The organism is Snodgrassella communis (genome assembly GCF_914768045.1).
GTDB lineage: Bacteria > Pseudomonadota > Gammaproteobacteria > Burkholderiales > Neisseriaceae > Snodgrassella > Snodgrassella communis.
Genome location: NZ_CAJZCD010000018.1, coordinates 1 through 20,086 on the forward strand (window position 1 = coordinate 1; position 20,086 = coordinate 20,086).

The window sequence follows — 20,086 nt, forward strand, 5'->3', positions numbered from 1 at the left end:
TAAAAGAACCGCTTTTACTAGATTGACTTATCCAGCGGTCTAAAGCGGAAGGTGTCAAATCGTATTGCTTGACCAATTCACTGCGCGATTTTCCTTGCTGATAAAGTTTAATCGTTTGTGCTTTGAAATCAGCACTGAAAGAGCGTCTTACGCGTTTTTGTTGATTCATCATTTTTTCCTTTTTAGAGTTAAGTTTACCTTACCCCCTAAAAAAGTTGTATGAATCAGTGTAGCCTATCCAAAAGCTATATTACAACCTTTTTACAACCTTTATTTGTGGTTTGTAGTGTTCAATTCACTAATTGGATTGAACAATCTGTAAAAAGGTGAAATTTGACGTACTAGACACGCCAAATTTGACTAGGTAACATTGAAAGACTAGCTATGTGCAGGATACACCGGCGATGAAAAAAGCCTGTCGCGCACGGTATGCTGTGGTACATATTTACAAGAATATCATTAACGAACTCAACCAAAGCAGTGATCCAGAAGATAAAAAACTGGCCAAACAACTTGCCCAGTACATTAGAAACATAAAAAAAACGAAACCACAAAGCAGCAACAGTATTACGACAAAGCCTAGGCAGAGCTAGCTAAGGCCAACAGTATGCAAAAAGACCTTGAACGGCAACAACGGATCACTATTAAACGCGAAAACAAAAAACAATGGACAGACACAAAAGAAAAATAAATTATCCCGAACAAACCGCCGTTTGTTCGGGATAGGCACGCCGGCAGCAGACCGGTGCGCTGATCGAAAAAACGCCCAAGCAGGGCGTTTGGTTAAACTGTTATTTTGTTTTGGTAAATATTTTTTCTTTCTTAATCTCAATTTTTGGTGCAGTTTTAGTACGCTGAACAGTAGATAGCTTCGGGTTAATTCCCTCAGCTACTAACTTTTTCGCACCGGATTTAATCAATGCGTTTGCCTGTTCTTTTTGCTTTTTAGTTGCCATATATATGAAGACTCCTATTTAGTGATTTCCTTAGTTGGTTCGGATTTGACCACCTCGATTTTTGGCTGCTGCACTGGTTTAGTTGGAGTCTGTTTAGTGGCCATCTGATCGGTTTTTTTGTGTTCGACTTTATATGCCTTCAGCGTAGCAATTTTTTCTTTAAAGTAACTGGCCGCAATATTGCGGCTCTTTTCGATCGAGTTACCGACTTCGGCTGTTTTCTGCTCAGCCAGTTTGCCTTTCACAAACTGCTTTTCTTCACGAGTTGGCGAATAACCCTTTACCTTTAAACCAGCCATCGAAGCGCGAAACCATGCCTCACGTCTGAACTCTTCCGTGCCTTTTAATTTAATGCTGTTCCAATTATTTGCCTTCGCCATTTCCACCATGTTATGAATGGTGTTTGCGTCTTTATTGTGTGTTCTCATAACTTTAGGGTTGGACGCATCAATAGCGACTTGACGTGTTTCTTTGTCAAAAAACACGTTTTTATCTTCGGCTTTCACATATTGCATGGAAACGTTTTGCGGCACAACAAACCGGCTGGCTTGCTCTCGGTTCAGTTCTGATTCCATCGACGCCATTTGTTTGGTCAATTCAGGGTCAGTGCGCAGTTCTAAGTCTTTGTCTGCCCGTTCTCTCGCACTGTCTGGCTCTTCTCCCTTGCGCACTTGCTCTTCGGAATCGGAATCCTTAACAGCGGCTGCGACTGTTGTATTCTTCTGTGCCTGATATTCAGGATCGTTTGCCAAGTTGACTTTTTCCGGTGCTTTACTATCAACGGCTATCTCGTTAGCGGCCGGTGGTATTGGCAACCGTTCTTTTTTTATGTACGCAACAAATTCTTGGTCGTCTGGGTTGTCCGGATCAAGTTGCACATCGGGTATTTCGCCTCGATTCATTGGGTCGAGTACTTCACGCTGATAACGTGCCAGTTGCTGCTTTTCGTTATCACCTACATTTTTTTGGCCGGCGTTTTTAGCCTTGGCCTCGTCTATAATCTGTTGTGCATTATCTTTAGGTTCTATTTTACGAAACGCTGCTCGGGCTTTGGTTCTGTTAGTCGGTTTTGCCCAATCAGCCCATACAGAAAAACCTTTCATCGCACCAAGTTCATGCTTAAGACCACTCGCAATGCGATCATTTTTTTGAACATCTTTTTCGTCATAATCAATATGCTTTAGTGCCGCACTCAATTCATCTGATGAATACATGTTGCAGTCCTTATGAAGTTATGTTAGCGATTACGTTAAGATCAAGATCGGTTTTGGCTGCAAAATAACTGTCCACCACAGCCTTAATCTCTTCTTCAGTCATGCTGTCGTCTATCATGTCGTACACTTCCTCAATATCCACCAGCATTTCTGGATTAAATTTGCCCGCGCTGATGTCTTTTTCGGTTAAGTGAGTGACTATACCTTCACGTGCCGCCATAAATTCACTGACGTTTAAATGGGGCACGCGAATGCTTTTTAGTAGTCGCTTGGTAAAAATAGGGTCTTTCCAGTAAATAATTTTTTGGGCCCTAATCGGATTGATGCCACGCATGAGGATAATTTCGTCCTCATCGGGCATGGCGCGCAATTCCTGCGGCAACATCAACGCCCTTTTTTGGTCGCTGATGCTTACCGATTGACCTTCACGACCACCGCCGCGACTGATTGACCGCCCTTTGATCGTTTTGTAGCCCATCATTTCCGAGTACTCCTGACTGTCACTGATGGGGTCTGAAACCGGCGTATAGATAATAGTGAGGCGCGTATTACCTAACAGCGTTCTCATACCGTTTTTGCCGTATGCGTCCTCAAGCTGTGAGCGGTTTTGATAAATCATCAATAACCGAATATTGAAACCGGCAATATATGAAACGGATTTTTTTACTTCGGTAATCGCGCCCGCGGCGGTGAATTCGTCCATCATAAGCAAAAGCTGGTATTTCAGGCTCTTGTCATCTTCTGGCAAGGTATCCAGATTCTTACTGAGAGCCTGTGAATAAAACAGATTAATCAGTACTCGTGCCTCGTCTATACGATTCGCGGGCAAATGGAAATAAACAGTCATGCGTTGCTTCCGCAAATCGCGAAAATCGAAATCATCGTCTGATGTGGCCATGTCCACATAAGCCGATGTCCAGAGTCCCAGTGGTTCTGTAAATGAGCCGATAATGCCACTCAGGGTATTGTCTGATTGATTAACTACCTGACTGAATTTTTCCACACAATCAGAGCACAGAAACGGTAATGATTTATCCCTTTTATTGATAATTTCTTCCACATAATCTTTGAGGGGTTTACCAAAGCCACTGGCCATGCGCCTAACGTAGCCGATGGTCAGGGGTAGGGTAGGGGTGTCCATCAAATACAAAACGCAGGCGACAAACAAATCCCGCGCCATAGCGGGGAAAAAGTTGTCACCCTCTTTTTTGTCGGGGTAAAACATATAAGACAGTTGAATCACATCTGATATGCGTTCTGCGGGTTTTTTACTAATGTAGCTAAGCGGATTCCAGCGATGGGTATTGCTGGTGAACGGGGAAAACTTAAACACCTTCTGTTTTAGTACTCTGGTACGATAACCGGAGGTAATTTTAAAGTTTTCACCCTTAACATCTAATACGATCATGCTGTCGTTATAGTTAAGACAATTCGGGATAATTACTCCCACGCCTTTTCCTGTGCGCGTAGGCGCAGCCAGAGCAGCAAATTCATTACCGCCGTAGTACAAAAGGCGATTTTGTCGTTTACCGACCAAAATCGCGTTTTTTTCCACATCAAATAAGCCCGCTTTTTTGATTTCCGGCGTTTTAGCAAAAGCAGCGTCGCCGTGCAAAGATTGTTTTTTATTGGTCAGTAAAAACAATCCTACCGGCGGTAGTATCACTACCAGCGCACCTGCGATCGTACACAGTTTTAATGACTTATTCATAGCGGCCACTTCGCCATATTTGTGCCAGTATTTAACAATCATCAATGGCGTAGCTTTGGTATAGCTGACACCATGTGTCGCTAAAAAAAGTGCTGATGCGATCCACAAACCGGCCACAATCAGCACCATCATTGCTAGGATGGCTAAACTGGCCAAAATCCAAACTTTACTGCTGTTATCTTTTTTATTTGCCACAGTTAGGCCTCCTATTTGTTCGGCCACCGAGATGCTGATCGGCAATATTGATATATCATAATGCGGTTGCCTCTATTTTCCGGCGCGGGTCAAAATAAATCTGAGTAATGCCGCGTCCTATGCCCTTATGGTTGTCCATATGAACAACCACATCAATCGTCATGCGCAGGGTACGCATGATGACATCTGACGCCATGCCTTGTCCTTTAGGATTGCTTAGGTACATACCCATCAACCGCTCAAAGACTTCTGCCACACTCCCCGCGTGCAGAGAAGTGATGCTGCCGCCGTGGCCTGATGCGCAAATCTGGATATAATCCCATGCTTCCGCACCGCGTAACTCAGCTAACAGAATTCTGTCAGGCTTCATACGCAAACAGCTTTTTAACAAAGCCGCGGGCGTCACAGGGGACTTTTCATTTGCGTTGCTTGGGTAAAACAAATGCACATGATTAGGGTGGCGGAGCAAAAACAGCTCTGGCACGTCCTCAATAGTGATGATCCGGTCTGTGGCCGGAATCTCCTCATTAAGGGTTTTCATGAACGTAGTTTTACCTGAGCCGGTTGCACCGGCCACCACAATATTTTTTTCCCGTTTCACTGCTTCAACCAAGAATTGCTGGTAATCCTTTTGTCCCAGCATGTCCAGTAATTCTTGGTCTGATTCGGAAATATCGTTTGTTACCGGTAAAACCCGATCGAAGAAGCCGTTGTTAACGTAATCCTCCATTTTGAAAACACGTTTTGATGGCTTACGGATCGTGATGGAAATCGTGCCTTCTTCGCAGGCGGGCGGCATCACAAACTGACTGCGCTCGTTACCTGGTAACACGGCCGATAAAATCGGTGCTTTATCTGCATTAAAATCATTTTCCGCATAGAAAGCTACCGCTATCCCCAAAGATAGACAATGATCAAATGTTAATTCTGGGGCATCATCTTTGTGCCAGACGCCGTCTCGTTCATACCAAATCTCTTGCGGCCGATTAACGACAATTTCGGTAATCGATTCGTCTTCATTTAGGTATTTTTTTAACGGTTCTAACCAGTGTAGAACACTGGTCGCGCGTTCGTTTTCCTCAAGATCCTGTTGATTTATTGTCATTTATAACGTCCTCCAATGTATTTACTACGCAAGCGATAAACGGTACTGAAATTCAAATCGCGAGCTAGATAAATACCCACCGGTTCACCCTGATTTTTATAAATGGTTGGCGGTATGTTGCTGGTCGATTTTAAAATTTCCTTCACGATTTCATCGCTGCTGTCTTTTGTATTGGAATACACAACATTGCCACTGTTGTTATCTTTACCGTTTCTGGCCAGTCGATTAAAGCCGGCTCCCATGCCGTCTTGAATCATACTAAACAGCAAAGCATTGCCAAACCGCTTAAACCAGTGGTTCTTAACTCTGCCATTAATGCCTGAGCCACCGAGGGTATCGGTGGCCGGAGAATCGACACTAATTACTACCCCGTTCGGCGTGGTAATGCGTGTCCATAATACAAAAATTCTGTTCATTCCCATGGCTGCCGATTGCTGAAATTCACCCGTAACCTCTGAGCCTTTTTCCAGCAAAATTACCTTACCATTGGCACTGTAAATATCGCGCGGGATAACGCAGCTTGTCATGCCCACGATTTGAGTGTCCAGACGTGTTTTAAGGTAGCAGGGTATGAACGTACCCTTTACCATGATCAAATTGCGATTTCCCAGTGTTCCCGCTACGTTTCCCATGGTTGCTGTCGGTTTTAATAAACCGCCTAAAGCTCCGTTACTGTTACCGCCACTTTGAGCAACAGGCTCGACGTCAGCTACTTCAGTACTATTGCCATTACCGTCGCGTTGTTCCGCTACGCCGCCGGCATTACCACCGCCGTTGCTGCCCACCATCAATGGAGACGATAATTTTCTTTCATGCAAGGTTGGCGGTCTTTCTGCCAATTCGGCCGAAACCATCGGTTGCTGCGGAATATTGGACGACATATTCAAATCATTAGGCTGTTGGCTTAAATCAATCGCTTGTCCATCAATGCCGAAGGCACTCATTTCGCCCACATCTGATGCCTGCAAATTCGGCAGATCATCGCTCGCGTCACTGGTCACTGTCGGGACTGGTGCTTTTTCAATCTGAGCATCGGCTGCTGCCTCGTCAGCTTCAGTGTTATCTTTATGCGAAACCACCGAACGCACTAATATTCCACCGAATAACACAATCACCACAAAAGCCATGATGAGGAAAATACCTTTTTTGCGTGAATCGCTGGCCGCCGATGCTTGCAAGGAATGGTCAATTTCCTCATCATCGCCCAGTTGTTCATCATCAAAAGGTTTTAATTGCTCTTCTTTCGATAGCTTTTCATCATTACTACTTAATTCGTTGCTTTCAGCTTTTTTACGCCAGAATGCCATTATTCATCGTCCTTTATTTCACGTTGAACGTCAGGAGAAACCGTGCCAGTACCGGTAATATCCGCACCACCACCGCTATACGATTCGTTATACAGTCCAACAACAGCTTTGCCTGCACGAATCGCCAAAACCTTATAAATGCCATGAACAATTAGATAACCATTCTGAATATGCGTATTGACGATGGTTTCCTGCTTGTCCGCACCTACCTTATAAATCACAGGCATGTCGCTATTTTTTTCAAATTTAATGTAAGTAAAACGACCATCATCAAACGCCTCAATTGGGGTAATCTCCTCAGCGTATTGATTGGCCTCCATTGTGTAATTGGTGTTGGTGGCATCTTTGAATGACGAAGTGGCGTTTTTAAAGCTGCTTTCTACTAATTGTTTTTCGACTTCCTTGTCTTTATTCGCGCGAATAGTATCGGGGTAATGGAAAGCCAATCGATAAGTCGGATGATTTTTAGTACTCACCACCTTTAAATCAAAGGCATAAACCCGTTTATTGGTGGTGACTACCAAATTGGTGTTGGCCTTTTCGATTTTCGGCTTAATGTAGATATTGTTACGCTTATCGACCAGTTCCCAGCCTTCGGAAAAACCGGAGGCCATCTCTAATATTTGTTCGTCCGGTTCAAAAATTATTTGAGTGGCCACGCCCACTGCACCGCGCACCAGAAACACATCATTTGAAGCATAATTAACGTATTGAATGCGGGCATCGCGTGCAGAGTGAGCAGGGTAGTCCAAAGCCCAAGCGGGAGAAACCAATACAGCCGACAGGGCGGTCAATAATAGCCAATTTTTCATTATCTTAATTCCCCGCCGGTGTCATGTTAATATTGTTGACTTCAGGGTCGATACGATAGCTTACTACCCTGAACCCAAACGGATTCAACATTCGTGATTTTTCGCTGGCGATGTATTTGGGATCATATTGGTACGCAACAGTGGCTATCCAGTTACTTTTACTTAATACTGCATTGCTGCTGTCATCTATCAAACTCTTAGACAATCGAATAGTGGCGACTTTATTGTCGCCACCGCTTAATGTGATAGACGAGATTTTCACATTAATGCGTCTTTTATTCGAATATACTTTGGTCGGGGCATTATTGCCTTTATACAAATCGGCAAAAGAGTTAAATACAGGCGTTTCGCTTAATTCACGCGTCAACGTGTAATCATTTTCAATGGTATGCCAGTCGTATGTTTCTCGGGCGCGTACATAACTGGCTGCCCAGTATTTATCCTGTATTTCATCAAACGTCACATTTTTGCCCTTAACCGCTGTCATCGCGTTAATCTCACCAGTGGTATCATTCACACGAATAACATAGGGTAGGGTTTGCTTTAACGGCATCATTAATACGATAGCCACTACTGATAAACCAAAACACACACCAAATGCACCGGCGATTTTCCATGCCCTGCGCTCTGATTTTTCAACTTGGTCAATTCGCGCCGATTCCCAATCCAGTACGGTTGGCGTTTTTTTCTGGTTACTCATTTTTCCCTCGCTTGGTTTGGGTTGTTTGAAACACATTAATCGGCCGCTGCTCTGGCTGCACGCCGGTCTTATTGACCGGTACACGGTGATTACCACTGACCATCGGCGGCTTGTTCAATCCACATGAACACAGTGCAAAGGTCGCTAAAATAGCGATTGATACTCTCATAATTGACCCTTTTAAAAATTGCAAAAACACATTTTTACAATATAATAAGCATAAAAAGCCGCTAGTAAATAAAAACTAACGGCTTTTTTTATCTTAAATCAGCTTTTGTGCATTGAATTAGACCTATTCAATACACGACTAACTGCTGCCGCAATCTTACGACCTCCCGACTTGACCGAGGTGTAGCCTTCTTTAGCCTTGGCCTTAGTCCCATAATAGGCATTGGAAGCACCTTTCACCGTAGCACTAACACCTCTTCCCATACCCACCAACGATGCACCCGCACTGGCCGCACCACCGGCCAGTCCGGCGGCAATTTCAGGGGCTTGTTTCAACACATGCAAAACTACAAGTGAAATAACAACCACGTGTAATAACACCTTAACAGGAAAGGAATTGCCAGTTGAAACCATCCTCGCAAGAGTTGTTGCTTCATGATCAAAAAAAGTAATGCCAATGGTCAAAATAAAAAGAACTATGCTCGATAAAAGGGCATAGTTCAAGGCTTGATTGAGCCACGCATCCGCCCATTTTGCCGTCATCGGAAACATCCAACCAACAATAAAAAAAGGCGATAAACCCAAAATTACCGCTAAAGCAATCTTAGACAGCATCACTAAAGCTCCGCCTAACACTACCATTAACACCGTTGCTATCCCCATAACAATAGCAGTAATATAAAATGCAAGAATTGTCCCTATAGACCAAATATCAAGGTCATCTGCTGCTGAGGCAGCCTCAACAGCAACATCAATCCCATGCCCCATACTGTTATCTAATGCGGTATAGATATTGGTATCCATTCCACCAGAGATCGCGCGCATAAACATAGATTCAACACCATTAATACCGCCGACTACATAATCCATGATGCCGCCAGTGCTGAGACACAAGGCAGCAACCAGCGCAATTTTAAAGGCCTTAATGCACACATCACCAATCGGTTCACTGATTCGTCCCGCCAGCACCATGTATCCGGTCATCAAAAAATAGATGATTACACCGGTCGTTACCGCCGGTGTAATCGCACTGATGATATTGGATACAGCAGAACCAATCATATGAGTAGATGATTCCTGAAAGACCTTACCCATCTCCTCAAACAATGCCATATGAATATTCCTTAATAGTAACTCTTGTTTCGATCAGCTTTAATACGTTCTCCCATTAACTCCCGATTAGCTTGCACAGCAGCCTCGCACCAATTTTCCCTATTCTTGTATGAAATACCTTTACACTTCTTCAAATCGGTTTTCAAAACATCGCGGTGTTGTTTATACCAATCTGCGGTCTTATGCGCATTTTCATCTCCACAAGCACATAACAAGAATAAGCTGACACAAATATTTAAAATCAGTTTCATCATTGCCTCCTCAATTAATAATAGCTTTTATTTCTATCATCCTTAATACGCTGACCCATAGCATGCCGAAATTGCTGATTGGCAATTTTTTCTTGTTGTGCTGCAATACGGTCGTAAATCTGCATATGAGTGGCCATATTCTGAATTTGCGCGTTTTCGGCACTAATACGGGCTTGTAATTCTGCAATAGCTTTAGGGTCTTTGGTTTTATTGATCTGTGCCATCAACTGTTCAACTTGATTTAACCGTGATTCAGTGGCATCAAGGGCTTTCATCAAATTACTCTTGTTCTGGGCAATCTGTCCCATTTGGTTTTCGCATGCATTCTTTTGTGCCACAAAAGAAATCTTTTTACAGGGTTCAAATAAACCATCGGCTTCGGCCAGTACCCGAGCAGATGAACTCATGCCTCCCTTACCGTTTTTCATGTTGGAATAAACTTTTTGCCAATCATTCGGCAAATATTTTTTCAACATGGGGTTGTTCATTATCGTACCCAAATTGCGTGAACCGGTAACGGCTGAATATTGGTCTTTTAATTGCTGCAATTGCTTCATTTGGTTGCTAACCTGTTCCTGCATTTGAATCAGTTGTTGCACCATATTGGCCGCCGCCGCCCCATCAAATACCGGAATACCAGTAGCGTTAGCCAACGGTGCACCGGCGCACAAAATAGCCGAAACAACAACAGCAGAGAGGGTCTTTTTCAATTTCATGGTAATACCTTTCTTTCCAGTTAGTTAATTTTCAAGCCTAAGTGCTTGAGCTCCAAATAACGGGGCACCCACTTTTCTGGATCTTCCCCGCATTCTTCCATTGCCCGATACAGAACGGGTAAGTTATCAGTCGATCCCGATAAAATACGCAAATCATCTTTAAAACAAGGCGCACTCAAATCGAATGAAGCTATAAAAGAACGAATATTACCGTTGGTATCATAACCAGTTTGCTTAACAACAAACATGCGTGAATCTTCATTCAATTGTTTTATAACGGTAAATTCGTTCTGTGAAATACCAAAACCCTTGTAATGTTCATATTTTGCCGACGGATTCGGCAAAAATATCATGGTAGCCAATTGGCCAACTAACGCCGAAGCGTTGGGATTGCTGGTCACAATATCCGGCTGTTGAGTAGCAAACACACCAAAGCCGTTTTGTTTACGAATGGTTAATTGTTTGTCCTTACAGAAATTAGAAAAAATGGGATCTTCCAACCATTTCCAGAATTCGTCCATAAAATACACAAAACGGCGGCCGTCGATAACATCATTCAACCGGTGCAGCAAATACATCGCGATTGGCGTTCTCGCCTGCGGATCGTCGAGAAACGCCGTGCCGTCGATACCGAATACTGGATATTGCCGAAAATCCAGCAAATCTTTGTGGTTTTTATCAAATACCCATGAGTAAATGCCGTTTCCTACCCATTGTTTTAGCCGGTTGTGTAGGCTGTTTTCTTTTTCTTCCGCGTCAGAACCCTTGGTAATGTTTTGCAGCACAATAGAAAGGCGGCGTTTTTCCTTAGGCATATTCATGACAGCTTTAATTGCCTGTTCAATTTTGATGATATCGGTTGTCGTCACCTTGGCATCGGTATTCGCCTGCTTTAACAATTGCACAATCAGGTTTTGTAAAAAAACCTGATTTTCAGGTGTGTTCTCCATTTGAAATGGATTAAAGCCGGACGGCTCACCACTGCTGACTGCTAGATACCCGCCACCTTGGGCGCGTATGGCAATTTCCGCACCGCGGTCTTTGTCAAAATAAACGGCATTAAACGGCACTTCATTGCCGTTCTGATCAAGCCTGTATTGCTGAAGAAAAGACAAAAACGCAGTCAAAATAACGGTTTTGCCTGAACCTGACTTCCCAATCACCATTGTGTTGCCCAGCAACTTATCATCGTAGTTATTAGTGTGCGCCGGTGAATCATGAAAATTGAAGTACACAATTTGATTCCACGGGGTCAGCAGCGGTATCACCGCTTTGCCCCACGGATTGCCAAACTGTTTACCCCGCGGAAAATTATTCAGCGGAGCAAGCTGGACAAAGTTTTTTGACGTAAGGTGACTAATGCGTGGCCGGTATTTAAAATTGGCCGGTAATTGGCTAATCCATGCGCCAAATACCGTCCCGCGGCTCACAAACGGCAGAAAGCCGCAGTTTTGCAAAATAGCGCTGGCCACTTGGGTGTGGTCGCGGGCTTGTTTGACGGTATTGCCTAAAACGATTAATGAGTATGAATACTCACCAACACTGAAACGCCCGTCAATCAAATCATTAACGGCCACGTCCAATGCTTCCATTTGTTCGACTGCACCGTCTTCTGAGCCGCGCAGCCGGTTCTTTTGAGTGATCAAGTATTTTTTGGCGTCATGTTTTGCCATGAACGCAAACGACTGACACTCAACGAACTCAAAAATCACACCATCTTCTGGAGACAATAACTCATCTAACATACCGACTTCAGTAAAACTATTGTAGTCCTTTAATTCGATATTTTGAGCGAAACGCTTTTGTTGTGGCGTTTCAATTTCAATCATTTTATCAACGACTTTTACACTACAATTTCCCAGATAATGATCAAGCATAACGGGTATCTTGCCGCAAACCGGCAAGCGTACTTTTTGCCACTGAAACGTCAGCAAAAAGTTAAAAAATGACAACTGTTCGTTGTATTCAACACCATCTTCAACATAGGTTTTGAGTAAGCGCGGCTCATAACGGCGCAATGATGATTCGACTTTATCCGCATATTCCAGCATCGTTTCATAGGCTACGGCCAAATCATTACGAATGGCATCAAAATTGCGCTTTGCCGCCCGCATGGTGGCCTTTTCCGGCACAGTGGCATAAATTCGGTACACCAGAGTAATATACAGGTCAGTACGCATCAAATCGTCATTACCGATTACATCGTAATAACGATGGGCAAAATCATTGCCAAATTTACTGTTGAAGTCGGCTTCAAATTTCTCATGGGCACGTAAGCGTGCCCTATGCACATAAATTGCAGTATGGGCACTGGTCATATTCCGCATGAAGGTATTTAACTGTTCATTGCGGATATTCATGTCATCATTATCAGACGTCTCAAAATAGCGACCATTAATGTGCCATGTCATGCACAATTCGCTATTTTTAGTCAACGTACAATTCTCGTATACACCTGTATACGGAATAAATTTAGGCAAGTTTTTCTCCCGTTTTAGAAAACGATCAAAACTCGTGGGAGTAATTTGGTCTAATACACTCATTTCTTTTTCTCCCGATAAACCACTGGCTGAAAACTAGCTACCCCCCAAATTCGCTTATTCGGATTAAATTTTATGGTAATCCATTCAATCCAGATCAACCGAAATCGCTGATCGTCTTCCTTCGCCATCATGCGCATTGCCCACCAAACAGGAACAGACAACAACACCCAAGGAGGACTAAGTACAATAAAACAAAAGAGGAAAGAACCGCCTACGCCAACAACAAACGGCACAATCGGCACACCCATAATCATTGCTGGACGGGTACACCCCTTAAAAACAATTTCACGGTCTAATGGCTCTTGCGATTCTTCCATCTTTTGATCCTTTTCTTATGCTTAAACTAACAAACCGGCAATGTAAGAAGCCGAACCAATTAGCACGCCGCCGAGCACAATCGGCGCGACTTCACGGACGGTAGAACCACCCCACATTACTTTATAACCGGCGACGATAATCGCAATAGTCAAAATGACCAAACCAAGGCTTTTCAACAGAGTTGCCACGTTATTGAAAAACATTTCTGCATTGCCTAAGCCTCCACCTCCGGCCGCCAAAGCGGCTTGAGCACACATAACTAATGCTAAAGCGATAAACACTTTACTGGATTTTTTCATACAAACATACCTCAAAATAAAAGTTTAGACTCCGTTGTTTGAATAGATGTCGCTTCTTTTTGCACAACCGGCATCGTGGCTAAATTCATTCTGGCTTTTACCCTTTGCGTTTGTGGTTGTGACTGTTGTGTTGGTTTTCTTTGTTGGTAATAATTTCCTTTCTGTAAATTATTGGTGACTTTTTGGACATAAGAAAGCTGGCCTTTAAAATCCGGACGGAAACCGGTTTTAAAATTGCCACTGTAATAACAACTAAATGCCGCTGACAGGGCTTGATCCTTATTACCAAAGCGTTTTAATGCACCTTGGTAACAAGACATAAGAATGCGTGAAGCAGCTCTGATGTTATTGCAGGGATTAAACACAGTTTGATAATTCAAACCGTGTGCTTTAAGGTTGTATTTGTTGACTTGACCTAAGCCTAGACTGAAATTGTAACCGCGCTGATGCAACATCACGGCTGTGGCCACAGCTTCGGCAAGGTTATTCGGCTGACGAACCAGCCGCCCATGAACAACGCCGATGGCGTAGGGATTAAACCCAGATTCGGTACTAACAATCGCCCGCACAATAGCCGGCGGTAAACCACCGGCACATTGTTGGATTGTTGTGTCTAAATCAATCACAGCCATTGCGTGCCCTACTGCTGAACATTTACCCACTTACCGTTTTCTTTTTCCACGCCGATATAACGCACGCTGTTAGCGTTATCCGTCCAGCCGTGGTTAAAGTAAGCGGAACAATAAGAAGGCTTGGTGTTCGCAATATAGGTTTTGGTAACGGTCTTACATTCTTGTTTCGGCTTCTGATGATGAGGGAAAAATTTATTCTTGTCGTCTTTAACAGGAATACATACTTTCACTTTATAAGTCCGTTTGCCAAGACGGTTTAATTCTGCCGCATCACAACGCCCTGCTCCGTTGGCGAGAGCATCAACCAGACTGGGCATACCCTGCTCCGTTGGCGAGAGCATCAACCAGACTGGGCATACCCTGCTCATTGCTTGACGGACACAGTTTTAAGAAATTTTTACGCTTACGAATAGTGTCGCTCATATGCTTAGCGTTAATGGAAAAATAACGCTTCAATGAAAGCGCACATTCGTTTGGGCGAGTGCCCGTACTCAAACACAAAATGGCCTCACAAGACAGGCGAGTATCGCCTGTCAGTACGCCATTATTTGAATCCTGATTCGAGTTTTTGTTGCTGCTGTTATTTGCTGCCTGAACGGCATTGACGCCCAAAATGAGCATCAGTGAGACGGGGACAGCCTGCCACAATTTCATGATTTACTCCTCATGTTGACAATAAAAAATCACGCCACTGGGAAAGTGAATAGTTAAACAGCTCATGTTGTAAAAATAGCTATTGGCATATTCAATCGCTTTCTCCAAACTGAACCATTGCTTCTTTTTACGCAGAAACGTCAGGACATCTTGTGTTTCCTGAGTGACGGCGTTCTCGATCTGCATTCGCCACCATTTGCCCTCATACTTTTACAAATGAACGATAAACGTGCCCATATTCCTTAAATTTTGTATCATACCTGTAAATTTTTGTTTATATTATATTGCGTTTTAGTATTTTTGCAATTATCTTTTCAAAATAACTGCGGTAAAAATGCCAAAAAAAATTCTGCAACCCCACTAATCATTGAGATTGGAGATTACAGAATTCTAACTTTATTTTTTCGTTGGATTCTCAATCATTTTGTCCTGCGGACACCCTGCTTTTTCCCAATCCAGCACCCATAATGGCTTTCGCCCTTTACCGACCCATGTTTCGCCGGTTTTCGGGTTTTTGTACTTAAAATTTTGGCGGGTTTGGTTGTTGTATTCCATCTAAATATCCTGAAATGGTATTTTGTTGGACAACAAAAGATACACAATGGTTTTTATTTTGCGAGTTTTATTACGTCTATTGTCGGCATCTAATTCTTTTCCAACAATAGCCAAGATGTCGTTATCTAAATCGTCCATAGTAATCCATATTCCTTCGGGCGTTTTTTCATTTCTTCAATAGCTTGCTTTCTCTTGCTTCATGGCTTTGATGCTCGCCTGATAATCGGCAATAACGGGTAATAATTTTCGCGCGCCCGTGATGTTGCCCGCGCTGCGAAATTGATTGTACTGCCATATTTGTTTATTCATGGCGATAATTTCTTGGTTTATTTCATTTTGCACTTTCTGCGCTTTGGTTAAGGGTTTAGGCTGCACTATAGCCGGCGAGGGCGACGCAGGCCTCCGACTACCGTCGCCCACTAAAGGGATAGCCACCCCGTTCCCTACTGGCTCACCGGTGTTGATGGTTACCGGCTTTGTTTTTTTTGCCGCTGCCTGCGCCTCAAAAACCAACTTGCTGCTGTAATCGGTATGACCGTCAAGTATCAAGTGACCAGCACCGTGGGCAACGCTTGCTAGTAACAAAATGGGTACTATTATTTGTGATTTCATAACTTTTTTATTTTGTTAAATCAAAATACTTTCTTTTACAAGTGTTTATTATATTTCGTTTTAGTGTTTTTGCAATTAATATAACACCTTTAGCAATCATTTTCCTTAAGTAGTAATTTTTTCTCTTCTCTTTCTTTATTAGGTTAACCAGTCTGTTATAAACAGTAAAAAGCCCGCTTCGGCGGGCTTTCCCTTTTTTATCTAATTTACTGCTTCAAATTCTATTTTTTGGTGTTGAAGCCATGATTGATTCTTCAATGTATTGTTTTGGATTGTGCAATCCAAATCTAAGCGCGTGTCTGGCACGCCAGTCGGGCTTGCAGTGTGGCGTCGCCACACCTCTGTAACTATCCCCTAAAATAGTACAGCCCCGAAGTAGAAAATTCTCTTCATCAACCCACAGAGGGTTTAAACATGAAAAAGATGACTGAACATCAGATTGTATCTATATTGAAAGAAGCTGAAGCCGGTATTCCTGTCAAAGAACTTTGCCGTAAATATGGCATGGGGAATTCAACTTTCTATAAATGGCGCGACAAATACGGTGGTATGGAAACCTCCGATATCAAACGTTTAAAGGAGCTTGAGGCCGAAAACCGCAAGCTTAAGCAGATGTTTGCTGAGCTCAGTTTAAAATCTCAGCTTCAGGAGGAAATCATAAAAAAGCTATAGTGCCTACCAAGGCACGTAAAGCATGGGCTTTGGAGTTACAAGAAAATCATTCTGTTACTATTACCATGAGCTGCGCTATTGTTGGCTTAAGCCGCTGTGCTTACTATTATCAGCCCAAGTTACCGGATGATTCAGTGATTATGTCAGTACTAAGTGCTGTTACCGATAAACATCTACGCTGGGGCTTTCCCAAGTGTTTTAATCGCATCAGAAAGCTCGGCTATAAATGGAATCATAAACGTGTGTATAGGGTGTATTGTGAATTGAAGCTTAATCTGAGGGTAAAGCGTAAACAACGCATTCCTCCACGAAGCCCGGAAAGGCTATCAGTACCCAATAAACAAGGTGAATGCTGGTCAATGGATTTTATGAGTGACAGCAGTCTCAATCAACGACGCTTTAGAACTTTCAATGTGATAGATGACTTTAATCGTGAGGCGCTAGGCATTGATATTGCAGTCAGTTTGCCGGCTGGCAGGATTACCCGTTATCTGGATAAACTGGCCGAATATCATGGTTATCCACTAAAAATACGAGTAGATAATGGATCGGAATTCACCGGAAACACGTTTACTAATTGGGCAAAATCACATGGTATAACTATAGAGTACATCAACTCCGGCAACCCATATCAAAATGGCTTTATTGAACGATTTAACCATTCGTACCGTACAGAGGTACTGGATTTATATCTTTTTAATAATCTGGAACAGGCAAGAAAGGTAACCGAAGAATGGCTAACCATTTATAACACCGAAAGGCCTCATGAAGCACTAAATAATATGACGCCGATTGAGTATACTTAAAAGTTGGTGGTTACAGCAGACACTGAATATATAAATAATGCAATATTTATTGCATTATTTACGGTATAATCTTACTAAAAGATAAGGATATTACTTTAATGAAGAAAACCAACACCCCCGCCTGCGGCATGAAGCGAACCACTATTGATTTGCCGCTAACACTGCGAGAACAACTCGACGAATATTGCTTTTATCATAAAATCAGTATGGCTGATTACATAAGACAGCTTATTAAAACCAGTTTAGACAACAGGGAGACAAAAAATGAGCTTACAAAATGATTTATTAAATTATGAATTCAATACTCAAGCCTACAGTGTTGTATTTCTCGAGTTTGTGGCTATCAGCCTAATAGTTTGGGCAATGTCCAGCAGCTTTTTGATTGCGGTACTGTTTTTTATTGGCATCCAATTCGCGTTCTTAATGCCTTACGTGAAGCATATCATCGCGTGGTTGCTGATTATTGCTTGGTGTGTGGGTAGTTACCTTTTAGGCCATGCCTACTTTAGTATGCCCACCACTATTGGTATGGTAATTTTGACTTTTTTCTTTATGGCCGCTGTTCATTTCGGCGCACTTGATTTATAACGATGAATAAGGAAACATCATGAAAACACCAGATCCCAGCATTTACCCTTGGATTGACGCTGCAAAACAGGCGGTTAAACGAGAAAAAATCAAGTTTTGCCACTACTTCAGCTCAATTAAAGAAACAGGCGACCAAGCCGCTTATGATGCTGCTTATCCTCTCTATATAAAGGCTCTACAAGATTTATATGAAGTTGGAATTATCCCCCCAAGTACAGCAGATATAGACGAACTCAAAGCCATTGCGGCTGGTAATTTTCACCCGAAATTTAATGAAGTATTTCCCGATGTAGTATTTTCAGAAGATGATTGACTATTTATTTTATGGCTAATAAATTTATTCTTCCCAAAGATAAGCATGACAGAATTTTCGAGAATGAAATCAAAAATGAATATCTGAGATTTGTTAAATCTTCAAATAACCCTGAAGTAATTTTACTCGGCGGGCAGGCCGGATCAGGCAAATCAACAGTAAGCAATGAATACGCCAAAAACAATTTCTTGGTTATTGATGTCGACGCTTATCGAGAATTTCATCCAAACCATAAACAACTAACCAAAGAAAACCCGTTAACAGCGGCGCAACTAACGCACGCCGATGCCAGTCTGTGGGCAACCGATGTATCTCGCTATGTGGCTAAAAACAAAATTAGCGCCGTCGTCGAAACCACTTTCGGCAGCCCCGAAACTGTTCTCGAAAAAGCGGCTATATTCCAAAAAGAAAATTACAACATTACCGCAGTGGTGGTCAGTGTACCGGAAAAAACCTCATGGCTAAGCGTGTTGAAACGCTTCGAGGAAGCCTATGAACGCGACCCAAAAACTGCCCGCTTTGTGCCGCAGGCGCAGCACGATAAACAGTATCGGAAAATTACCGATACGATCAACGAACTTTACGAAAAAAAATTGGTCAGCGAACTAAAAATCGTAGATCGCGACCAAAATCCTATTTTTACCGACCATTTTGTCAACGGTGCATGGCAACTAAATAAAAATCCGGTCACCTCTTTACTGGAACATCGCGCCAAGCCTTTTAATGAAAAACAAATTAAACAGCACCAAAAAGATTGGCAATATGTTCTGTCAGCAATGGAAAAGCGTAATGCCCCAGCCGCTGAAATTTTTGCCGCCAAAGTCATGCAAACACACCATGAAAACGAATTTAAGAATCCCAATGTCGCCAGAAATTTAGCAATTGATCCAGAATACAAAGCAAATTTAATGAAAAATATAGAAACCAATATATTAAATAAGCCCCTACCCGACCAAGTAAAATTAAAGCTGATCGGAAAGGTTTACAATATGGCTGAAATGAAAATCAAGATTGAAACAAAAACAATCGGTGATAAATTACTAGACAAAAAAAAACAGGCGATACAGCAAGAAATACAAACACCAAAAATCAAAATTAATCGTACGGAAACAAAAGATAAAACACGCTAATTATCTAGGTATCGAATCGCCGTCATTAATGCCCACCACGCAACAACTAAGCGTTGTCGCCATAGTTTTGTATCAGAAAAAAATCATAAGAAAATCCGCAGATTTTCGATCGCTAATCGTGCTGCGATTTCTCGGGTTTCTCTTATTTAATTTATTTAGGGCTTAAAAAACCGCTGGAACCCTTTCCAGTCGGTGCTTTCAGAATTTTTATTATTCCTGGAATGGCAACACCTCTTCAAACAACAAAATTAAGGAGTAACTGTTTGTTAAATTCTACCGCAGGCAAATAGCCTAACGATGAATGTAACCATTGATAATTGTACCAATGAGCATAAGCCACAAATGCTTGTTGTTATTCTTTTGAGCAAAACAGCAGTAACCATGTAATAGCCAGACAAGACGAAGATAAAATAATGAGCTTTAGCAATATCTTTTTCATAAACCACCTATATAAAATGATTTACTGTAATTTATGATTGCGTATGGTTTTGGAAAAATCATGCCCATCCAATCCATGATTTGTTGGGCAGATAAAGACATTATTTGTTTCATCAGGAAAAGCCATCATATCAACCAGTGATTCCTCACCAATATAGTCAAAGTAAGATACCCTCCACAATTCTTCTCCCTTTTTATTATATAAAACTGTGAAGTATTTATTGCCTCCCAGTATTTGCACTATAGAAATAGGTGATGTGGGCAAATGTTTATATATA

The 20,086-nt window shown here is 42.4% G+C and carries 26 protein-coding genes and 1 pseudogene; 5 read left to right on the plus strand and 22 right to left on the minus strand.

Annotated features, from left to right (window positions below):
• The 21 genes from MJ761_RS11065 to MJ761_RS10615 all read right to left on the minus strand — a co-directional run.
• Nucleotides 1–172 (minus strand): transposase (locus MJ761_RS11065; protein WP_420853898.1); only part of this gene is annotated, 172 nt, incomplete at its 3' end.
• 619 nt (nucleotides 173–791) lie between these two features.
• Nucleotides 792–956 carry a hypothetical protein gene (locus MJ761_RS10520; RefSeq protein ID WP_176715080.1) on the minus strand — a complete coding sequence of 55 codons (165 nt, stop codon included), beginning with the start codon at nucleotides 954–956 and terminating at the stop codon, nucleotides 792–794.
• 14 nt (nucleotides 957–970) lie between these two features.
• Entirely contained in the window at nucleotides 971–2,170 is a 1,200-nt protein-coding gene (locus tag MJ761_RS10525) for an LPD7 domain-containing protein (RefSeq protein ID WP_093092541.1), read from the minus strand.
• A gap of 10 nt (nucleotides 2,171–2,180) precedes the next feature.
• The gene (locus tag MJ761_RS10530; RefSeq protein WP_141683430.1) at nucleotides 2,181–4,076 is read right to left on the minus strand and encodes a type IV secretory system conjugative DNA transfer family protein; all 1,896 of its coding nucleotides are present in this window, start codon (nucleotides 4,074–4,076) and stop codon (nucleotides 2,181–2,183) included.
• Nucleotides 4,077–4,131: 55 nt separating this feature from the next.
• Nucleotides 4,132–5,181 (minus strand): P-type DNA transfer ATPase VirB11, encoded by a 1,050-nt coding sequence (virB11, locus tag MJ761_RS10535; RefSeq protein ID WP_093092537.1) that lies wholly within the window; start codon nucleotides 5,179–5,181, stop codon nucleotides 4,132–4,134.
• Complete coding sequence (gene virB10, locus MJ761_RS10540) at nucleotides 5,178–6,488, minus strand: type IV secretion system protein VirB10 (protein ID WP_093092535.1); 1,311 nt, start codon at nucleotides 6,486–6,488, stop codon at nucleotides 5,178–5,180. The genes virB11 and virB10 overlap by 4 nt, the downstream gene beginning before the upstream one ends.
• Nucleotides 6,488–7,300: a P-type conjugative transfer protein VirB9 gene (virB9, locus tag MJ761_RS10545; protein WP_093092533.1), complete on the minus strand. Its 813-nt coding sequence runs from the start codon at nucleotides 7,298–7,300 to the stop codon at nucleotides 6,488–6,490. The genes virB10 and virB9 overlap by 1 nt, the downstream gene beginning before the upstream one ends.
• A gap of 4 nt (nucleotides 7,301–7,304) precedes the next feature.
• The gene (locus tag MJ761_RS10550) at nucleotides 7,305–8,000 is read right to left on the minus strand and encodes a VirB8 family type IV secretion system protein (RefSeq protein WP_176715079.1); all 696 of its coding nucleotides are present in this window, start codon (nucleotides 7,998–8,000) and stop codon (nucleotides 7,305–7,307) included.
• Between the two features lie 267 nt (nucleotides 8,001–8,267).
• A complete protein-coding gene (locus tag MJ761_RS10555; protein WP_093092529.1) occupies nucleotides 8,268–9,281 on the minus strand; it encodes a TrbL/VirB6 family protein in 1,014 nt (337 codons plus the stop codon).
• 11 nt (nucleotides 9,282–9,292) lie between these two features.
• Nucleotides 9,293–9,535: an EexN family lipoprotein gene (locus tag MJ761_RS10560; RefSeq protein ID WP_141683429.1), complete on the minus strand. Its 243-nt coding sequence runs from the start codon at nucleotides 9,533–9,535 to the stop codon at nucleotides 9,293–9,295.
• A gap of 11 nt (nucleotides 9,536–9,546) precedes the next feature.
• Complete coding sequence (gene virB5, locus MJ761_RS10565) at nucleotides 9,547–10,248, minus strand: P-type DNA transfer protein VirB5 (protein ID WP_093092525.1); 702 nt, start codon at nucleotides 10,246–10,248, stop codon at nucleotides 9,547–9,549.
• A gap of 20 nt (nucleotides 10,249–10,268) precedes the next feature.
• Nucleotides 10,269–12,791, minus strand: coding sequence for a VirB4 family type IV secretion/conjugal transfer ATPase (locus tag MJ761_RS10570; protein WP_093092523.1), 2,523 nt, complete (start codon nucleotides 12,789–12,791; stop codon nucleotides 10,269–10,271).
• Nucleotides 12,788–13,108, minus strand: a complete 321-nt coding sequence (locus tag MJ761_RS10575) for a VirB3 family type IV secretion system protein (RefSeq protein ID WP_093092521.1) — start codon at nucleotides 13,106–13,108, stop codon at nucleotides 12,788–12,790. Before MJ761_RS10575 ends, MJ761_RS10570 begins: the two co-directional genes overlap by 4 nt.
• Before the next feature lie 21 nt (nucleotides 13,109–13,129).
• A complete protein-coding gene (locus MJ761_RS10580; protein ID WP_093092519.1) occupies nucleotides 13,130–13,408 on the minus strand; it encodes a TrbC/VirB2 family protein in 279 nt (92 codons plus the stop codon).
• Nucleotides 13,409–13,419: 11 nt separating this feature from the next.
• The gene (locus tag MJ761_RS10585) at nucleotides 13,420–14,040 is read right to left on the minus strand and encodes a lytic transglycosylase domain-containing protein (protein ID WP_093092517.1); all 621 of its coding nucleotides are present in this window, start codon (nucleotides 14,038–14,040) and stop codon (nucleotides 13,420–13,422) included.
• Nucleotides 14,041–14,048: 8 nt separating this feature from the next.
• Complete coding sequence (locus tag MJ761_RS10590) at nucleotides 14,049–14,357, minus strand: TrbM/KikA/MpfK family conjugal transfer protein (RefSeq protein WP_093092515.1); 309 nt, start codon at nucleotides 14,355–14,357, stop codon at nucleotides 14,049–14,051.
• Nucleotides 14,341–14,694, minus strand: coding sequence for a TrbM/KikA/MpfK family conjugal transfer protein (locus tag MJ761_RS10595; protein ID WP_093092513.1), 354 nt, complete (start codon nucleotides 14,692–14,694; stop codon nucleotides 14,341–14,343). Before MJ761_RS10595 ends, MJ761_RS10590 begins: the two co-directional genes overlap by 17 nt.
• 3 nt (nucleotides 14,695–14,697) lie before the next feature.
• Nucleotides 14,698–14,880, minus strand: a complete 183-nt coding sequence (locus tag MJ761_RS10600; protein ID WP_093092511.1) for a hypothetical protein — start codon at nucleotides 14,878–14,880, stop codon at nucleotides 14,698–14,700.
• A 210-nt stretch (nucleotides 14,881–15,090) separates the two neighbouring features.
• Nucleotides 15,091–15,249 (minus strand): H-NS family nucleoid-associated regulatory protein, encoded by a 159-nt coding sequence (locus tag MJ761_RS10605; protein ID WP_093092509.1) that lies wholly within the window; start codon nucleotides 15,247–15,249, stop codon nucleotides 15,091–15,093.
• The gene (locus tag MJ761_RS10610) at nucleotides 15,250–15,387 is read right to left on the minus strand and encodes a hypothetical protein (RefSeq protein WP_176715078.1); all 138 of its coding nucleotides are present in this window, start codon (nucleotides 15,385–15,387) and stop codon (nucleotides 15,250–15,252) included.
• Nucleotides 15,388–15,423: 36 nt separating this feature from the next.
• Nucleotides 15,424–15,861, minus strand: a complete 438-nt coding sequence (locus MJ761_RS10615) for a hypothetical protein (RefSeq protein WP_093092507.1) — start codon at nucleotides 15,859–15,861, stop codon at nucleotides 15,424–15,426.
• A gap of 414 nt (nucleotides 15,862–16,275) precedes the next feature.
• Between MJ761_RS10615 and MJ761_RS10625 the strand changes: the two are divergent.
• The 5 genes and pseudogenes from MJ761_RS10625 to MJ761_RS10645 all read left to right on the plus strand — a co-directional run bounded on the left by MJ761_RS10625 (nucleotide 16,276) and on the right by MJ761_RS10645 (nucleotide 19,370).
• Nucleotides 16,276–17,339 (plus strand): annotated as a pseudogene (locus MJ761_RS10625) (IS3 family transposase).
• A 98-nt stretch (nucleotides 17,340–17,437) separates the two neighbouring features.
• Entirely contained in the window at nucleotides 17,438–17,620 is a 183-nt protein-coding gene (locus MJ761_RS10630; protein ID WP_093092501.1) for a hypothetical protein, read from the plus strand.
• Nucleotides 17,604–17,927, plus strand: coding sequence for a hypothetical protein (locus MJ761_RS10635; RefSeq protein ID WP_093092499.1), 324 nt, complete (start codon nucleotides 17,604–17,606; stop codon nucleotides 17,925–17,927). The genes MJ761_RS10630 and MJ761_RS10635 overlap by 17 nt, the downstream gene beginning before the upstream one ends.
• 19 nt (nucleotides 17,928–17,946) lie before the next feature.
• Nucleotides 17,947–18,240: a hypothetical protein gene (locus MJ761_RS10640; protein WP_093092497.1), complete on the plus strand. Its 294-nt coding sequence runs from the start codon at nucleotides 17,947–17,949 to the stop codon at nucleotides 18,238–18,240.
• 11 nt (nucleotides 18,241–18,251) lie between these two features.
• Nucleotides 18,252–19,370, plus strand: a complete 1,119-nt coding sequence (locus tag MJ761_RS10645; protein WP_093092495.1) for a zeta toxin family protein — start codon at nucleotides 18,252–18,254, stop codon at nucleotides 19,368–19,370.
• A gap of 460 nt (nucleotides 19,371–19,830) precedes the next feature.
• Here the strand turns inward: MJ761_RS10645 and MJ761_RS10650 are convergent.
• A partial coding sequence (locus tag MJ761_RS10650; RefSeq protein WP_239450467.1) for a hypothetical protein occupies nucleotides 19,831–20,086 on the minus strand: 256 nt, incomplete at its 5' end.

Bases quoted from the DNA above. Each gene is read 5' to 3' on its own strand.
- MJ761_RS10520 (WP_176715080.1), bottom strand. From the start codon at position 956: ATGGCAACTAAAAAGCAAAAAGAACAGGCAAACGCATTGATTAAATCC.
- MJ761_RS10525 (WP_093092541.1), bottom strand. From the start codon at position 2,170: ATGTATTCATCAGATGAATTGAGTGCGGCACTAAAGCATATTGATTAT.
- virB11 (WP_093092537.1), bottom strand. From the start codon at position 5,181: ATGACAATAAATCAACAGGATCTTGAGGAAAACGAACGCGCGACCAGT.
- virB10 (WP_093092535.1), bottom strand. From the start codon at position 6,488: ATGGCATTCTGGCGTAAAAAAGCTGAAAGCAACGAATTAAGTAGTAAT.
- virB9 (WP_093092533.1), bottom strand. From the start codon at position 7,300: ATGAAAAATTGGCTATTATTGACCGCCCTGTCGGCTGTATTGGTTTCT.
- MJ761_RS10550 (WP_176715079.1), bottom strand. From the start codon at position 8,000: ATGAGTAACCAGAAAAAAACGCCAACCGTACTGGATTGGGAATCGGCG.
- MJ761_RS10555 (WP_093092529.1), bottom strand. From the start codon at position 9,281: ATGGCATTGTTTGAGGAGATGGGTAAGGTCTTTCAGGAATCATCTACT.
- MJ761_RS10560 (WP_141683429.1), bottom strand. From the start codon at position 9,535: ATGATGAAACTGATTTTAAATATTTGTGTCAGCTTATTCTTGTTATGT.
- virB5 (WP_093092525.1), bottom strand. From the start codon at position 10,248: ATGAAATTGAAAAAGACCCTCTCTGCTGTTGTTGTTTCGGCTATTTTG.
- MJ761_RS10570 (WP_093092523.1), bottom strand. From the start codon at position 12,791: ATGAGTGTATTAGACCAAATTACTCCCACGAGTTTTGATCGTTTTCTA.
- MJ761_RS10575 (WP_093092521.1), bottom strand. From the start codon at position 13,108: ATGGAAGAATCGCAAGAGCCATTAGACCGTGAAATTGTTTTTAAGGGG.
- MJ761_RS10580 (WP_093092519.1), bottom strand. From the start codon at position 13,408: ATGAAAAAATCCAGTAAAGTGTTTATCGCTTTAGCATTAGTTATGTGT.
- MJ761_RS10585 (WP_093092517.1), bottom strand. From the start codon at position 14,040: ATGGCTGTGATTGATTTAGACACAACAATCCAACAATGTGCCGGTGGT.
- MJ761_RS10590 (WP_093092515.1), bottom strand. From the start codon at position 14,357: ATGCCCAGTCTGGTTGATGCTCTCGCCAACGGAGCAGGGCGTTGTGAT.
- MJ761_RS10595 (WP_093092513.1), bottom strand. From the start codon at position 14,694: ATGAAATTGTGGCAGGCTGTCCCCGTCTCACTGATGCTCATTTTGGGC.
- MJ761_RS10600 (WP_093092511.1), bottom strand. From the start codon at position 14,880: ATGCAGATCGAGAACGCCGTCACTCAGGAAACACAAGATGTCCTGACG.
- MJ761_RS10605 (WP_093092509.1), bottom strand. From the start codon at position 15,249: ATGGAATACAACAACCAAACCCGCCAAAATTTTAAGTACAAAAACCCG.
- MJ761_RS10610 (WP_176715078.1), bottom strand. From the start codon at position 15,387: ATGGACGATTTAGATAACGACATCTTGGCTATTGTTGGAAAAGAATTA.
- MJ761_RS10615 (WP_093092507.1), bottom strand. From the start codon at position 15,861: ATGAAATCACAAATAATAGTACCCATTTTGTTACTAGCAAGCGTTGCC.
- MJ761_RS10630 (WP_093092501.1), top strand. From the start codon at position 17,438: ATGAAGAAAACCAACACCCCCGCCTGCGGCATGAAGCGAACCACTATT.
- MJ761_RS10635 (WP_093092499.1), top strand. From the start codon at position 17,604: ATGAGCTTACAAAATGATTTATTAAATTATGAATTCAATACTCAAGCC.
- MJ761_RS10640 (WP_093092497.1), top strand. From the start codon at position 17,947: ATGAAAACACCAGATCCCAGCATTTACCCTTGGATTGACGCTGCAAAA.
- MJ761_RS10645 (WP_093092495.1), top strand. From the start codon at position 18,252: ATGGCTAATAAATTTATTCTTCCCAAAGATAAGCATGACAGAATTTTC.